Source organism: Micromonospora sp. CA-248260 (assembly GCF_050942205.1).
GTDB classification, from domain to species: Bacteria; Actinomycetota; Actinomycetes; order Mycobacteriales; family Micromonosporaceae; genus Micromonospora; species Micromonospora antibiotica.
Genome location: NZ_CP192021.1, coordinates 2217500 through 2232778 on the forward strand (window position 1 = coordinate 2217500; position 15279 = coordinate 2232778).

Sequence of the window (15279 nt, forward strand, 5' to 3'; positions counted from 1 at the left end):
GGTTGCAACGTGCCCTCCACCACCGCGAGCCAGCTGGCCGTACCCACCCTGCACCGGGCCGCGCGGATCGAGGACGCCCTGCACCAACTGGTCGAGCGCCGGTTGCGCCGCACCGGCTGGCAGCCCAACATCGTCGCGTACGCCGGTTACGGCGCACCCGGTTGGGCCCGGGTGCTGTGCCGGGTGCTGCTCAGCCGCCCCGACCGGCGGCAGGGCCGGCTGGAGAAGGTACGCGGCTGGCGCAGCTTCGCCACCCTGCCCGCCAAACACGTCGAGGTCACCATCGAGGCCGGCGACGGCGTACACACCGCCCGCGCCGACCGCAGCGGCTTCGTCGACACCATGGTCAAGGCCAACTTCGCCCCCGGCTGGGCCTCGGTGCGGCTGCGGGTCGCCGACGCCGAACCGGTCGAGGCCCTGGTCCGGGTGATCGACCCGGAGGTGCGCCTCGGCATCCTCTCCGACATCGACGACACGGTCATGGTCACCGCGCTGCCCCGACCCATGCTGGCCGCGTGGAACACCTTCGTCCTCGACGAGCACGCCCGTACGGCGGTGCCGGGCATGGCGGTGCTCTATGAACGCCTGGTCACCGCCCACCCGGGCAGCCCGGTGTTCTACCTGTCCACCGGCGCGTGGAACGTCGCGCCGACGCTGACCCGGTTCCTGTCCCGGCACCTCTACCCGGCCGGCCCGCTGCTGCTCACCGACTGGGGGCCGACTGCCGACCGCTGGTTCCGCAGCGGCCGGGAGCACAAGCGGGCCACCCTGGCCCGGTTGGCCGCCGAGTTCCCCGACGTGCGTTGGCTGCTGATCGGCGACGACGGGCAGCACGACCCGGAGATCTACCGGGAGTTCGCCGCCGCCCACCCGGAGAACGTCGCCGGGGTGGCGATCCGCCGGCTCTCCCCGACCCAGTCGGTGCTCGCCGGTAGCCTGCCCGTGCCGAACGACCGGCCGTCCTCGGCGGGGCCGGTGGGGCAGAAGTGGCTCTCCGCCCCCGACGGTGCCGGGCTGTGGAAGCTGCTCCGCGACGCCGGCCTGGTCTGATCCCCGGCCCGACCGACGCCCGGTGCGGGTGGTTCAGTCGCGGCGGAGCCAGAGTACGCCGAGTGGGGGGACCCGCAGTGCCACCGAGGCGGGCAGGCCGTGCCAGGGGACGTCCTGGGCGTGCACCGCGCCGAGGTTGCCCACGCCGGAGCCGCCGTAGTGCTGGGCGTCGGTGTTGATCACCTCGGTCCAGGTGCCGCCGGCCGGCAGGCCGACCCGGTAGTCCTCCAGTGGGCTCGCGGAGAAGTTCGCCACGCAGACCAGGGTCGCGCCGTCCGGGGCGATCCGGACGAAGGAGACCGTGTTGTTGGCGACGTCGTCACCGGCGATCCAGCGGAACCCGGCCGGGTCGGTGTCCTGCGCCCACAGCGCCGGGGTGTCCCGGTAGGCGGCGTTGAGGTCGGCGACCAGCCGCTGCACCCCGGCCCGCGCCGGATCGTGCAGGAGATACCAGTCGAGGCCGCGTTCCTCGCTCCACTCCCGGTCGTCGCCCAGCTCACAGCCCATGAAGAGCAGTTGCTTGCCCGGGTGCGCCCACATGTACGCCAGCAGCGCCCGTACGTTGGCCAGCCGTTGCCAGGTGTCGCCGGGCATCTTGCCGGCCAGCGAACCCTTGCCGTGCACCACCTCGTCGTGGCTGATCGGCAGCACGTAGTTCTCGCTCCAGGCGTACGCCAGGGAGAAGGTGAGCTGGTGGTGGTGGTGCTGCCGGTAGATCGGGTCCTTGGCGGTGTAGAGCAGGGTGTCGTGCATCCAGCCCATGTTCCACTTGAAGCCGAAGCCGAGCCCCCCGTCGGCGGTGGGCCGGGTCACCCCGGGCCAGGCGGTGGACTCCTCGGCGATCATCACCACCCCGGCGTGGTGCTTGTAGACGGTGGCGTTGACCTCCTGCATGAAGGCGATCGCCTCCAGGTTCTCCCGGCCGCCGTGCTGGTTGGGCAGCCACTGCCCCTCGGGGCGGGAGTAGTCCAGGTAGAGCATCGAGGCGACCGCGTCGACCCGCAGGCCGTCGATGTGGAACTCGTCGCACCAGTAGAGGGCGTTGGCGACCAGGAAGTTGCGGACCTCGCGGCGACCGAAGTCGAAGACGTACGTGCCCCAGTCGGGGTGCTCGCCGCGGCGCGGGTCGGGGTGTTCGTAGAGCGGGGTGCCGTCGAAACGCGCCAGCGCCCACTCGTCCTTGGGGAAGTGCGCGGGCACCCAGTCGAGCAGCACCCCGATGCCGGCGGCGTGCAGCCGGTCGACCAGGTGCCGGAAGTCGTCCGGGTCACCGAACCGGGAGGTGGGCGCGAAGTATCCGGTGACCTGGTAACCCCAGGAACCGCCGAACGGGTGCTCCATCACCGGCAGGAACTCCACGTGCGTGAAGCCCATCTCGGTGACGTACGTGGTGAGCTGGTCGGCCAGCTCCCGGTAGCTGAGGCCGGGCCGCCACGAGCCGAGGTGCACCTCGTACACGCTCATCGGTTCCCGGTGCGGCTGCCGGCGGGCCCGCTGCTCCAGCCACCGCGCGTCGGTCCACTCGTAGCGGGACCGGTGCACCACCGAGGCGGTGGCCGGCGGCACCTCCGCGTACGCGGCCATCGGGTCGGCCTTGTCCCGCCACCGCCCGTCGGCACCGAGGACGCGGTACTTGTAGCGGGCCCCCTCCGGGGCGCCGGGCACGAAGATCTCCCAGACGCCGCTGGATCCGAGGCTGCGCATCGGCCAGCCGTCGTCGGGACCCCAGCCGGTGAAGTCGCCGACCACGCGCACCCCACCGGCGTTCGGGGCCCACACCGCGAAGGCGACACCGCCGTCGCGGACCTGCGCGCCGAGCGCCTCCCAGAGCCGTTCGTGCCGGCCCTCGCCGATCAGGTGCAGGTCCAGCTCGCCGAGGGTCGGCGGGTGGCGGTAGGGATCGTCGGTGACCCAGCCGTCGACGTCGACCCGGTAGTCGAGCACGCTGCCTTCGACGCGGGCCTCGAAGACGCCGACGTCGTGCACCCGCTTCATCGGGTGCCGGTCGTCGCCGACGAGCAGCGTCACGTCGCCGGCGCCCCGCCGCAGGGTGCGGATCGTGGTCCACCCGTCGGCGGGGTGCGCGCCGAGCAGGGCGTGCGGGTCGTGCGTCGCGCCGGCGATCAGCTGGTCCATCGGTCGTCCTTCGGGGCGGGGTCGGTCGGGGTGCTGCCGTGCGGGGCACGGCCGGTCCTGGAGCCACCGGTCCGGGCGCGGCGGGCCCTGGCGGGGCGGGGCGCGGCGGTGCCGGTCGGCTGGTCGGCCTCCGGGGCGGGGGTGGTGGGCGCGGTGCCGCCGGAGAGTTCGGCGGGCACCTCCGTCACGGTCAACTCGGCTGGTTCCGCGCCGGCCGGCAACTCGGCCGGTTCCGCGCCGGCCGGGATCTCGGCCGGCGGGGTCGGCGGGCGGCGGACCGTCAGCACGTGCGCCGGTTGCAGGTACGGGTCGAGCCGCACCGCGTTGCGCTGCCCCCACTCGTAGCTGGCCCCGGTCAGCTCGTCGTGCACGGTGAACCGTTCGTGCCAGTCGAAGCCCAGCGCCGGCATGTCCAGGGTGGTGTTGCCCCACTGGACGGTCTGGGAGTCGAACGAGCAGACCACGATGACCGTGTCGCCGGTGTCCGGGTCGTGCTTGGACCAGCACAGCAGCGTCGGGTTGTCGATGTCGTGGAAGACCAGGTTGCGCAGCCGGTGCAGGGCCGGGTGCTCGCGGCGTACCCGGTTGAGGGTGGCGACGAACGGGGCGAGCGAGCGACCGTGTGCCTGCGCGCCGGCCCAGTCCCGGGGGCGCAGCTCGTACTTCTCGTTGTCGAGGTACTCCTCCGCGCCGGGGCGGGCGACGTGCTCGAACAGTTCGAACCCTGCGTAGATGCCCCAGGAGGGGCTGAGCAGGGCGGCCAGCACCGCGCGGATCTTGAACATCGGCGGTCCGCCGTGTTGCAGGGACTCGTGCAGGATGTCCGGGGTGTTGGGCCAGAAGTTGGGCCGCATCCAGTCGACCGAGGCGACCAGCTCCTCGCAGTACTCGCGCATCTCGGCGGCCGTCGTGCGCCAGGTGAAGTAGGTGTACGACTGGGTGAAGCCGACCTTGCCGAGCCCGTGCATGATCGCCGGCCGGGTGAACGCCTCGGCCAGGAAGAGCACGTCCGGGTCGGTGCGCTTGACCTCGGCGATCAGCCAGTGCCAGAAGTCGAACGGCTTGGTGTGCGGGTTGTCCACCCGGAAGATCCGGACGCCCTCGCCGATCCAGTGCCGCACCACCCGCAGCACCTCGGCCCGGATGCCCTCGGGGTCGTTGTCGAAGTTGACCGGGTAGATGTCCTGGTATTTCTTGGGCGGGTTCTCCGCGTACGCGATGCTGCCGTCGGCGCGGGTGGTGAACCACTCCGGGTGCTCGGTGACCCACGGGTGGTCGGGGGCGCACTGCAACGCCAGGTCCATCGCCACCTCCAGGCCCTGCTCGGCGGCGGCGGCGACGAAGTCGCGGAAGTCGGCCGGCGTACCCAGGTCGGGGTGGATGGCGTCGTGGCCGCCCTCGGCCGCGCCGATCGCCCACGGCGAGCCGACGTCGTCGGGGCCGGCGGTCAGCGCGTTGTTGCGGCCCTTGCGGTTGACCCGGCCGATCGGGTGGATCGGCGGCAGGTAGAGCACGTCGAAGCCCATCGCCGCGACCCCGGGCAGCCGGTCCGTCGCGGTGACGAAGGTGCCCGAGCGGGCCGGGGCGTCGACGGTGGCCGGGACCGCGCCCTCGGAGCGGGGGAAGAACTCGTACCAGGCGGAGAAGAGCGCCCGGGGGCGGTCCACCCAGAGCCGGTGCGCCGCGCCGGTGGTGACCAGTTCCCGCACCGGGTGGGCCCAGAGCAGGTCGGCCAGGTCCAGTGCCGGGGCGACCCGGCGGGCCAGCTCGGCCTCCTTGTCGCCCAGCGCGGCCACCGCCACCTCGACCCGCCCGACGTCGCCGGTCGGTACGAGGTCCAGGGCGGCGGTCAGCACCCGCACGCCCTCGGCCAGGTCGTTGGCCAGCTCGGCCGCGCCCTGCCCGGCGGCGACCTTCTTGGTCACCGCGTTCTGCCAGGTCAGGTAGGGGTCCTGGAACGCCTCGACGGTGAACGACCACTCGCCGACGGCGTCCGGCCGGATGGTGGCGTGCCAGCGGTCCTGCCCCGGTTCGCCCGGACGCATCCGGGTGAACGGGCGGGCCGCGCCGTCCGGGCCGTGCCAGACCACGTTGCAGCCGAGCGCGTCGTGCCCCTCCCGGTAGGCGCGTGCCGACACCGGTACCACCTCGTCGACCACCGCCTTGGCCGGGTAGCGACCGCAGGCGACGACGGGGGAGACGTCTTCGATCGGGAACCGTCCGCTCACCCGCTCAACCTACTGTGCGAGATCCTCTCGCGCTCAATCAAGCGGCTCCTTCTCCCGCCGACCGTCCCGTCGGACGTTCGCCCAGCCCTGGACACGTGGCGTTGCGGGAAGATCACCGCCTGTGTATGGTCGGCCGGGTTAATCGACAGATCACGATCTGGAGGTAGGATGAAACGGCTCAAATCTCGCGCGGTGACCCTCCTGGCAAGCGCCACGATCGTCGGCCTCGCGGTGGTCGCGGTTCCCGGTGGAGCCGCCCAGGCCGGCTACTACCAGTACCGGAAGTGCTCCGACGCGGTCTCGCTCTCCTTCTTCGTCGACAGCACCTCGTCGACCACGCGGTGGCCGCACTCGATCGGCTGGAACAACGTCATGTACGCGGCGCAGGAAGCCAACGGCCGCTACCACGTCTCGCTCTGGGACACCTCGGGTGACACCAACGGCTGGGTCAGCACCGCCTGGGTCCGCGCCTGCTGAGCCGGCCCGTGTCGGCGATGACGCCGACGCGGCCCGTACCCACCACACCCGACGACCCGGAGGTACCCCGTGAGCACGACCAGCAAGCGCGCGTTCGCCCTCCTGGCGGTAACCGCCCTGACCAGCCTCGGCGCGGCCGTGGCCACCGGTGGCGCCGCCCAGGCGGCCTACTACCAGTACAGCAAGTGCTCCACCGCCGTCAGCCTGTCCGTGTTCGTGGACAGCACCTCGTCGACCACGAAGTGGCCGCACTCGGTCGGCTACAACACCCGGATGTTCGCGGCGCAGGAGGCCAACGGCCGCTACCACGTCTCGCTGTGGAACGACAGCGGCGACACCAACGGCTGGGTCAGCACCGCCTGGGTACGCCCCTGCTCGTAGCCCTCCCCGCTGCGGTGGGCATCCGTCCCGCCCGTAGCTCTCCGGCGGTGCTGCACGCGGCCCAGCCGTGCGGTAGGTCCCTGCCCCCCTCTCAGGCCCCTGCCCCGCGTCGGATCCCCTCCCCGCGTCACCTGTCCGGAGACACGTGTGCCCGGCTGACATCCCCCCTGCCAGCCGGGCACACGTCTTACCTGCGAGTGAGTGGCGCAGGGTGCCGGCTCCCACCGCCGGCTAGCCGGCCGCATCCGCTGTGCTGGGCGGGGATGTTCAGGTGGCGGGAGTCGCGGCGACGTACAGGCCGGCCCCCTGAACGCCGACGATGATCCCGTGGGCCTGTAGGAGCATCACCGCTTGCTGCACGGTCGAGACGCTTGCCGAGTAGAGCCGGGCCAACTCGGCGTAGGTGGGCAGCCGGCTCTCCGGCGGGTACTCGCCCTGCTGGATACGGGCGTGCAGGTCGGCGGCGATCTTCCGGTAGCCCATCGGGATGGTCATGGAGCCTGCCTCCGTCCGGCAGTACTTTCGTCGGAGACCCGTATGACTGTCAGGCATTTTTATGCCTGACAGTCATACGACCTTCCGGAGAGTGGTACCCCTGTCGGGGTTACGCATTGTGCGGGCGGGCTATCTACTCCGGGCTGTCGGGTGTCCAGCAGCGGTTCCCGCGCTATGCGGGAGGCTTCGGCGCGACGAACGACCCCTTGCCCTGGTGCACCTCGATCCAGCCCCGCTCATCCAGGATCCAGAGCGCTCGTTTGATCGGGTTGTCGGACGAGCTGTACTGCTGGGCGAGTTGAGCGATCGTCGGCAGTCTGTCGCCGGGTTTGAGCGTGCCGCTGCGGACCGACGCGATGACGTCGTCAACGACCTGTTCATAGACGGGCTTGCGGGGCATGGGACCACCTCTCGTCAGCCGGTCCAGAATCTCACCAGGCGCGACACGGTGTGGACTCTGTGTTGACTCAGGTACCTGAGGGTCCTAAGTTGGTTCCTGTCGGGAGGCTTTCTCGTCAGCAGCGGAGCGCCTTCCGGCCCGATTGGCAAGCTGGCACAACCGCCCGGCCGTCGGCCGTGGCCTGCATCTTTGGTGCACCCAGGAGGAGAACGGGATGGATGAGCGTCCACATCAGGGGCCGCTGCGAGGGGCGTATCCGGTGCCGGGTGGTCCTGCTCCGCTGCCGGATGGCGACCGGGTGCCAGTGCCGGTCCGGCCGCGTCGCACGGCGCTGCGTCGGCGGCGGTTCGCCTACGGTGTGGCGGTCGCGGTGTGCGTACTCGTGCTGCTCGTGGTGGGGATCGTCCGGTGAGCGGGACGGGCCGGCGGTGAACGAGCTGCCGGTGGGCCGCCGGGTCGCCCAGTGGCGGGTGCGGCGCAACATGACGCAACAGCAGTTCGCCGACCATCTCGGCAAGTCGAAGAGCTGGGTCGACAAGGTCGAGCGTGGGGTACGCCGGCTGGAGCAGGTGTCCCACCTCCGGATGGTCGCCGAGACGCTGCGCATCGACCTGGAGGTGCTGCTCGCCGGGTCGGCGGGGGAGTCGGCGCGACCGGAACCCGCTGCCACCGGCGTCGAGCCGGTGTTGGCCGCGCTGGCCCGCTACCACGTCGAGACACCGGCCCGGCCGCCCGACCTGGCGGAACTGCGCGCCCGCCTGGCCCACGCGGAGCAGAGCTACCGGCACGCGCGCTATCCGGAACTGCTCGTCCTGCTGCCCGGCCTGGTCGACGGGGTCCGCGCGGCGCGGGCACTCCGGCCCGGTCGGGCCACCGACGGGCTGCTCGCACGGGGGTACGGCCTGGTCGCGCTGGTGCTGCTCAAGGTCGACCGGCCGGAGGTGGCCTGGCTGGCCGCCGACCGGGCGGTGGCCGCCGCGCAGGTCACCAGGGACCCGTGGGTGGCCGCCGCCGCCACGGTGCCGCTGGCCCAGGCCCTGCGCCACGGCGGCCGGCGGCGGGCCGCGCTGGAGGCCGCCGCCGTCGCCGCCCACCGCCTCCTGCCGGGGCGTTCCCCGGGCACGCCATGGGCGACCTCATCGACGACCGGTGACGACCAGTCAACCGACCCGGCCCTGCTCGCCACGCTGCTGCTCCAGGCCGGCCTGGCCGCCGCCGGGCGGGGTGATGGCCGGGCCGCCCGGGATCTGCTCGGCCGGGCCGGCCGGGCGGCCCGTGATGCCGGGGCCGAGGGCGGCGGCGCGGCGGTGGAGGCCGCGCGGGTGGTCGCCGAGGCCGCCCTCGGCGAGGTCACGGCGGCGACGGTACGCCACGAGCGGCTGGTGGCCGGCGACGAGTGGCGGTGGCTGCCCCCTGAGCACCGGGCCGCGTACCTGCTCGACGCCGCCCGTGCCTACGTGCTCGACGGCAACCTGCTCCGCGCCGGCCGGGCGGTGCTGGAGGCGGAGCGCACCGCGCGCAGCGAGGTGCACGACCGCCCGGCGGTCCGGCCCCTGGTCGCCGTGGTGGCCCGTTCCGCCGCCGCCCCACCGGCCCTGGTCCACCTCGCCGCCACCCTTCACGTCACCTGAGAGCAGCCAGGCAGAGACCTGCGACACGTATCATGTGTATTACGTATCTAGGGGGCTGCCGTGAAGTTGAACAGCAAGGGTCAGGTGACGATCCCGGCGGAACTGCGGGTCCGGTACAACCTGCACGAGGGTGATGAGGTCGACGTGATCGAGGAAGGCGGCGCACTGCGTATCGTGCGGGTCAGTGACGCCGAGACCCGTGGTCAGCGTCTGGTCCGGCACATGCGCGGCAGGGGCAATGCGCCGGAGGTGCAGGGCATGTCGACCGAGGACCTGATGGACCTACTCCGTGGGGAGTGAACGGATCCGGGCTGTCGCCGCTCGGGTGCCGGAGACGGTTGCCACGCTGGTCGACACCAACGTCCTGTTGGACGTCTTCACCGAGGACCCGCAATGGGCCGACTGGTCGGCTGAGGCCCTGGCCAGCGCCCGCGACGCGGGCCTTCTGGTGATCAATCCGATCGTGTATGCCGAGGTTTCAGTGCGATTCGAAGGTGTCGAGGAACTCGACGCCGCGCTGCCCGCCACAGATTTCCTCCGTGAGGAACTGCCCTACCCGGCGGGCTTCCTGGCCGGCAAGGCGTACGCGCGTTACCGCAGGCAGGGCGGCACCAAACGTTCGCCAATCGCCGACTTCTACATCGGCGCGCACGCCGCAGTGTGCCGCTATCGCCTTCTCACCCGTGACAGCAGCCGCTATCGCTCGTACTTTCCGACGCTGCGGCTGATCACGCCCGGCGAGTAGCGGCCGTCCTTCGCCTGGCCCGCGCGGCGGTAGCCCAGGGCGGGAACTCGCCCTATGCCAGGAGTGAGCGGTACAGCTCCAGGGTCTGGACGGCGATGGCGTCCCAGGAGAAGTGCTCCACGGCCCGCTGCCGGCCGGCGAGACCCAACGCCTCGGTGCGCTTCGGGTCGGCCAGCAGCTCGTTGATCGTCGCGCCGAGGTCGGCGACGAAGCGGTCCGGGTCCAGCGGGTTGCCGCTGCCGTCGCCGGCCTGCTCGATCGGCACCAGCAGCCCGGTCTCGCCGTCGGCGACCACCTCGGGGATGCCCCCGGTGGCGGTCGCCACCACCGCGGTCTCGCAGGCCATCGCCTCCAGGTTGACGATGCCCATCGGCTCGTAGACCGAGGGGCAGACGAAGACGGTGGCGTGGGTGAGCACCTGGATCACCTCGGGCTTGGGCAGCATCTCGGCCACCCAGACCACCCCGGACCGGTTGGCCCGCAGCTCGGTGACCAGCCCCTGCACCTCGGCGGCGATCTCCGGGGTGTCCGGGGCGCCGGCGAGCAGCACCAGCTGGGTGTCGGCGGGCAGCTCCCGGGCGGCGCGCAGCAGGTAGGGCAGGCCCTTCTGCCTGGTGATCCGCCCGACGTACACCACGCTGGGGCGGGCCGGGTCGATGCCGAGCCGGTCCAGCACGTCGGTGCCGTGGTCGGGGGCGTACTGGGCGGTGTCGATGCCGTTGTAGACCACCCGGACCCGGTCCGGGTTCACCGCCGGGTAGGCGGTCAGCACGTCCCGCCGCATCCCCGCGCTGACCGCGACGATCGCGTCGGCGGACTCCATCGCCGTCCGCTCGCACCAGGAGGAGAGCGCATAGCCGCCGCCGAGCTGCTCGGCCTTCCACGGGCGCAGCGGCTCCAGGCTGTGCGCGGTCACCACGTGCGGCACCCCGTACAGCAGCTTCGCGGTGTGCCCGGCCAGGTTGGCGTACCAGGTGTGGCTGTGCACCACGTCGGTGCCGGCGCATCCGGCGGCCATCGCCAGGTCGACGCCCATGGTGCGCAGCGCCGCGTTCGCGCCGCCCAGGCCGGCCGGCTCGGGGTACGCGGTGACGCCCGGCTCGACGCGCTCCGCGCCGAAGCAGTGCACCCGGACGTCGGCGAGCCGGCGCAGCTCCCGGGCGAGGTACTCGACGTGCACCCCGGCCCCGCCGTACACCTCCGGCGGGTACTCGCGGGTGAGCAGGTCCACGCGCAGCGGGGCGGAGTCGGTCATGCCCGGCACCCTAGTGCAGAAACCGGCCGCGCACCGGTCACGGAACTGTGCCCGTACGAGTGGTGAAGTCGCAGCGGTATGGATAGCGTCTGGTCATGGCTGCCAAGGTGCTCGCGATCGTCCTGGCCGGCGGAGAGGGCAAGCGCCTCATGCCGCTCACCGCGGACCGGGCCAAGCCGGCCGTCCCGTTCGGCGGGATGTACCGCATGGTCGATTTCGTCCTGTCCAATCTGGCGAACGCCGGCTTTCTCAAGATCGTCGTTTTGACCCAGTACAAGTCCCACTCCCTGGACCGGCACATCACCAAGACGTGGCGGATGTCGACCCTGCTCGGCAACTACGTCACGCCGGTGCCGGCCCAGCAGCGCCGGGGCCCCTGGTGGTTCGCCGGCTCCGCCGACGCGATCTACCAGAGCTTCAACCTGATCAACGACGAGCAGCCGGACTACGTGATCGTCTTCGGCGCCGACCACATCTACCGGATGGACCCCCGGCAGATGGTCGACGACCACATCGCCTCCGGGGCGGCGGTCACCGTCGCCGGCATCCGCCAACCGCTGTCGATGGCCGACCAGTTCGGCGTGATCGAGGTCGGCGAGGACGGCAAGCGGATCCGGGCGTTCCGGGAGAAGCCCACCGACGCGGTCGGCCTGCCCGACGCCCCCGACCAGATCTACGCCTCGATGGGCAACTACGTCTTCTCCACCCGGGCGCTCTGCGAGGTCGTCGAGCGGGACGCCGCCGACAAGACCAGCAAGCACGACATGGGCGGCAGCATCATCCCGATGCTCGTCGAGCGGGGCGAGGCGAACGTCTACGACTTCAAGGACAACGAGGTGCCCGGCAGCACCGACCGGGACCGGGGCTACTGGCGGGACGTGGGGACGCTCGACTCGTTCTACGACGCGCACATGGATCTGATCAACGTGCACCCGGTGTTCAACCTCTACAACTTCGACTGGCCCATCTACACCGACCAGCCGCCGTACCCGCCGGCGAAGTTCGTCCACCAGTGGGGCGAGCGGGTCGGCCGGGCCGTCGGCTCGATGATCTCGCCCGGCGCGGTCATCTCCGGCTCGCTGGTGGAGAACTCGGTCGTCTCGCCCAAGGTCAAGGTGCACTCCTGGGCGCAGGTCGACGGCGCGGTGCTGATGGAGGGCGTCGAGGTGGGCCGGCACGCGGTGATCCGCAACGCCATCCTCGACAAGAACGTCTTCGTGCCCGAGGGCGCCGAGATCGGCGTCGACCTGGAGAAGGACCGGCAGCGCTACACCGTCTCCGACAACGGCGTCGTCGTCATCGGCAAGGGTCAGCGCGTCGAGCCCTGAGCCGGGTGTGACCCGGCCGACGCCGGGGAAGACAGCGCACCGACCCGTACCCCAAGGAGGTTTCCGCAGTGGCCCACCCCCGTGCCGGACAGCCCGCCGAGCCCGCCGACCTGGTCGACGTGCCCCGGCTGGTGACCGCCTACTACGCCGAGCACCCGGACCCGGACGACCCGGCGCAGCAGGTCTCGTTCGGCACCTCCGGCCACCGGGGGTCCAGCCTGCGCAACGCCTTCAACTCCGACCACATCCTCGCCGTCACCCAGGCGCTGTGCGACTACCGCCGGGAGCAGGGCCTGACCGGGCCGCTCTTCCTGGCCCGGGACACCCACGCGCTGTCCGCCCCCGCCGAGGCCGACGCGCTGGAGGTGCTCGCCGGCAACGGGGTGACCGTGCTGCGGGACAGCCGCGACGGCTACACCCCCACCCCCGCGCTGTCGCACGCAGTGCTCACCCACAACCGGGGCCGCACCGACGGGCTCGCCGACGGCATCGTGATCACCCCGTCGCACAACCCGCCCGACGACGGCGGCTTCAAGTACAACCCGACCAACGGCGGGCCCGCCGACACCGACGTCACGAGGTGGATCCAGGACCGGGCCAACGCCATCCTGGCCACCGGGCTCAAGGAGGTCAGGCGCATCCCGTACGCGCGGGCGCGCGCCGCCGACACCACCGGCACGTACGACTTCCTCGCCGGCTACGTCGACGACCTGCCGTCGGTGCTCGACATCGACGCGATCCGCGACGCCGGGGTGCGGATCGGTGCCGACCCGCTCGGCGGGGCCAGCGTCGCCTACTGGGGTGAGATCGCGCAGCGGCACCGCCTCGACCTCACCGTGATCAACCCGTTGGTCGACCCGACCTGGCGGTTCATGACCCTCGACGGCGACGGCAAGATCCGGATGGACTGCTCGTCGCCCAACGCGATGGCGTCGCTGATCGCCGCCCGGGACCGGTTCCAGGTCTCCACCGGCAACGACGCCGACGCCGACCGGCACGGCATCGTCACCCCCGACGGGGGCCTGCTCAACCCCAACCACTACCTGGCGGTGGCGATCGGCCACCTGTTCCGGACCCGGTCGCAGTGGGGGCCGGCGGCGGCCGTCGGCAAGACCCTGGTCTCCTCCTCGATGATCGACCGGATCGCCGCCGACCTGGGCCGACCGCTGCTGGAGGTGCCGGTCGGCTTCAAGTGGTTCGTCTCCGGGCTGCTCGACGGCACGGTCGGCTTCGGCGGCGAGGAGAGCGCCGGGGCGTCGTTCCTGCGCCGCGACGGCAGCACCTGGACCACCGACAAGGACGGCATCCTGCTCTGCCTGCTCGCCGCCGAGATCATCGCCACCACCGGCCGGACCCCGAGCGAGCACTACGCCGCACTGACCGAACGCTTCGGCGCACCCGCGTACGCCCGGATCGACGCTCCGGCCAGCCGGGAGCAGAAGGCGGTGCTGGGCCGGCTCTCCCCGGAGCAGGTCACCGCCACCGAGCTGGCCGGCGAGCCGATCACCGGCATCCTGACCAGCGCTCCGGGCAACGGCGCGTCCATCGGCGGGCTGAAGGTGACCACCGAGTCGGGCTGGTTCGCGGCCCGGCCGTCGGGCACCGAGGACGTCTACAAGATCTACGCCGAGTCGTTCCAGGGGCCCGAGCACCTGGCCCAGCTCCAACAGGAGGCGAAGACCCTGGTCGACACCGTGCTGGGGTAGTGCCGACCGGCACCCGCGCGCCCCGTCCGGCCACCGGACGGGGCGCACGCCGTGCGGCCCCCGATGCCCGGAGTTTCCCCTCCGGAGCGTTTCGTGGACCTCGCCTCGCTCGTTGCGCATGCGGCGACCGAAAACGGGGAGGGGCGGACGATGACCTGGTCCAGGGCGGTCTCCGACCCTGGCTCCGCAATCGATGTCGGCTACTCCCGGGCAGCCCGTCCGGCCCGTGCAGCGTCGTCGGGACGCCATCGGGAACTGGTCGGTCGGCTGCTGCGCTGCTATCCCGTGAGCTTCCTGGTGCTCGCCCCGTACGCGCTGTTGATCTTGCCGATGGCGGTGGTCAATGACAACCCGCGTACCGGTTTCATCGTGTTCCTGGTGGGCCTGGCATTGCTGGGCAGTGTCTCCGTGGAGACGTTCTGTCTGCTCCTCGGACGGCCCGATCCGCAGTGGCGGCGCGGCATGCGCCAGGCGACCGCCCGGTACCCGGGGATCTATCCGGTGGCCCGCCTGGTCGTGCTGGTCAGCATCGCGGCCGAACTACTGGGAGCGCACCTCGGGGAGGGGAACCTCGTCGCGCAGATCTCCGAGGAGGTGTCCGACACGCCGATGGTGGCGCTGACCAAGTTGTTCTCCGGTTGGGCGGCGCTCGGGTTCGCGCTGCTGGTCGCCAGTCACCTCGGCGGCTACCTGTCCAAGGTGAAGCTGTACGGCTGGCTGGGCGCGCTCGTCGCCACCAAGGCCGTCGTCACCGTGCTGACCGCCCTCACGGCGCCCCTGATCGCCTTCGTCTTCTTCGCGGTCACCGCCGGGGTGATCTGCGGCGTGTTCCGGTTGCGGTACCTGATAGTCGGCACGCTGATGCTGGTGCTGCTGTGGCCGGCCATGTTCGACTACCGCAACGGGCTACGGGAGGACCAGGGCGTCGCGGTGGACGACGCGGTCACCGCGACGGACCGGATGCGCCTGGACCGGCAACTGACGGTCGTCGCCGCCACGGAGGTCCCCGTCGACCTCGGCCAGCCCGAGGGCGTCGACTACCTCAGGTACGGTCTGGTGCCGCGGCTTCTGGACCCCGACCGGCCGGCTCTGACGACCGGGCAACGGATCAACCGGTACCTCGGCGGTAGCCGGACGTCGGCCTCCAACTTCCTGTTGCTGGGCAACATGTGGTTCTTCGACGGTCCCGACGGGGTGGTGGCCGTGCACGCCTTCTGGGCCGGGTTCGTGGCGCTGCTGCTGCGCTGGCGGGGCCGGCCCGGCCCGGCCCGGTTGAGCCTGGTCTGCCTGGTGTTCTCCGACGCGTTGCTGTGGTCCGGCACCTACCCCGACTCGATGATCGGGTTCCTGCAACACGCGGTGTCGGCGATGACGGTCTTCTTTCTGTTGTGGTTGGCCCGCAGCTTCCCCGGCCGGGCGCCCGCATGACCCGCCCTGGGGGTGGTGT

Annotated in this window: 15 protein-coding genes; 10 read left to right on the forward strand and 5 right to left on the reverse strand. The window is 71.6% G+C overall.

Features of this window, described 5'->3' with window-relative positions; translation table 11 throughout:
* The first annotated feature begins 66 nt into the window (after positions 1–66).
* Positions 67–1050 carry an App1 family protein gene (locus ACQP2H_RS09670; protein WP_372444102.1) on the forward strand — a complete coding sequence of 328 codons (984 nt, stop codon included), beginning with the start codon at positions 67–69 and terminating at the stop codon, positions 1048–1050.
* Between the two features lie 33 nt (positions 1051–1083).
* On the opposite strand, the gene glgB is transcribed toward ACQP2H_RS09670, so the two are convergent.
* Positions 1084–3186, reverse strand: a complete 2103-nt coding sequence (glgB, locus tag ACQP2H_RS09675; RefSeq protein WP_433232204.1) for a 1,4-alpha-glucan branching protein GlgB — start codon at positions 3184–3186, stop codon at positions 1084–1086.
* Positions 3174–5414, reverse strand: a complete 2241-nt coding sequence (locus tag ACQP2H_RS09680; protein ID WP_433232207.1) for a maltotransferase domain-containing protein — start codon at positions 5412–5414, stop codon at positions 3174–3176. Before ACQP2H_RS09680 ends, glgB begins: the two co-directional genes overlap by 13 nt.
* A gap of 192 nt (positions 5415–5606) precedes the next feature.
* Here ACQP2H_RS09680 and ACQP2H_RS09685 point away from each other — a divergent pair, with 192 nt between their 5' ends.
* Both ACQP2H_RS09685 and ACQP2H_RS09690 read left to right on the forward strand, forming a co-directional pair.
* Entirely contained in the window at positions 5607–5891 is a 285-nt protein-coding gene (locus ACQP2H_RS09685) for a hypothetical protein (protein WP_357536053.1), read from the forward strand.
* A 69-nt stretch (positions 5892–5960) separates the two neighbouring features.
* Positions 5961–6272 carry a hypothetical protein gene (locus ACQP2H_RS09690; protein ID WP_357536051.1) on the forward strand — a complete coding sequence of 104 codons (312 nt, stop codon included), beginning with the start codon at positions 5961–5963 and terminating at the stop codon, positions 6270–6272.
* A 267-nt stretch (positions 6273–6539) separates the two neighbouring features.
* On the opposite strand, the gene ACQP2H_RS09695 is transcribed toward ACQP2H_RS09690, so the two are convergent.
* Positions 6540–6767, reverse strand: coding sequence for a winged helix-turn-helix domain-containing protein (locus ACQP2H_RS09695; protein WP_357536049.1), 228 nt, complete (start codon positions 6765–6767; stop codon positions 6540–6542).
* A gap of 172 nt (positions 6768–6939) precedes the next feature.
* Positions 6940–7167: a winged helix-turn-helix domain-containing protein gene (locus ACQP2H_RS09700; RefSeq protein ID WP_282272687.1), complete on the reverse strand. Its 228-nt coding sequence runs from the start codon at positions 7165–7167 to the stop codon at positions 6940–6942.
* Positions 7168–7381: 214 nt separating this feature from the next.
* Between ACQP2H_RS09700 and ACQP2H_RS09705 the strand changes: the two genes are divergently transcribed.
* The 4 genes from ACQP2H_RS09705 to ACQP2H_RS09720 are packed head-to-tail and all read left to right on the forward strand — an operon-like array spanning position 7382 to position 9543.
* Positions 7382–7579 (forward strand): hypothetical protein, encoded by a 198-nt coding sequence (locus tag ACQP2H_RS09705; protein WP_357536047.1) that lies wholly within the window; start codon positions 7382–7384, stop codon positions 7577–7579.
* Between the two features lie 16 nt (positions 7580–7595).
* Complete coding sequence (locus ACQP2H_RS09710) at positions 7596–8798, forward strand: helix-turn-helix domain-containing protein (protein WP_357536045.1); 1203 nt, start codon at positions 7596–7598, stop codon at positions 8796–8798.
* A gap of 60 nt (positions 8799–8858) precedes the next feature.
* Positions 8859–9098: an AbrB/MazE/SpoVT family DNA-binding domain-containing protein gene (locus tag ACQP2H_RS09715; protein ID WP_282272693.1), complete on the forward strand. Its 240-nt coding sequence runs from the start codon at positions 8859–8861 to the stop codon at positions 9096–9098.
* A complete protein-coding gene (locus tag ACQP2H_RS09720; protein ID WP_363821115.1) occupies positions 9088–9543 on the forward strand; it encodes a type II toxin-antitoxin system VapC family toxin in 456 nt (151 codons plus the stop codon). The genes ACQP2H_RS09715 and ACQP2H_RS09720 overlap by 11 nt, the downstream gene beginning before the upstream one ends.
* A 52-nt stretch (positions 9544–9595) precedes the next feature.
* Here the strand turns inward: ACQP2H_RS09720 and glgA are convergent, their stop codons facing one another.
* Positions 9596–10798 (reverse strand): glycogen synthase, encoded by a 1203-nt coding sequence (gene glgA / locus ACQP2H_RS09725; protein ID WP_357536041.1) that lies wholly within the window; start codon positions 10796–10798, stop codon positions 9596–9598.
* A 95-nt stretch (positions 10799–10893) separates the two neighbouring features.
* On the opposite strand from glgA, the gene glgC reads away from it, so the two are divergent.
* From glgC to ACQP2H_RS09740, 3 genes are all read left to right on the forward strand, one after another.
* Complete coding sequence (gene glgC / locus ACQP2H_RS09730; protein WP_363821109.1) at positions 10894–12126, forward strand: glucose-1-phosphate adenylyltransferase; 1233 nt, start codon at positions 10894–10896, stop codon at positions 12124–12126.
* 68 nt (positions 12127–12194) lie between these two features.
* Positions 12195–13832, forward strand: coding sequence for a phosphoglucomutase (alpha-D-glucose-1,6-bisphosphate-dependent) (gene pgm / locus ACQP2H_RS09735; protein WP_357536037.1), 1638 nt, complete (start codon positions 12195–12197; stop codon positions 13830–13832).
* A 150-nt stretch (positions 13833–13982) separates the two neighbouring features.
* The gene (locus ACQP2H_RS09740; protein ID WP_433232213.1) at positions 13983–15260 is read left to right on the forward strand and encodes a hypothetical protein; all 1278 of its coding nucleotides are present in this window, start codon (positions 13983–13985) and stop codon (positions 15258–15260) included.
* Positions 15261–15279: the final 19 nt, after the last annotated feature.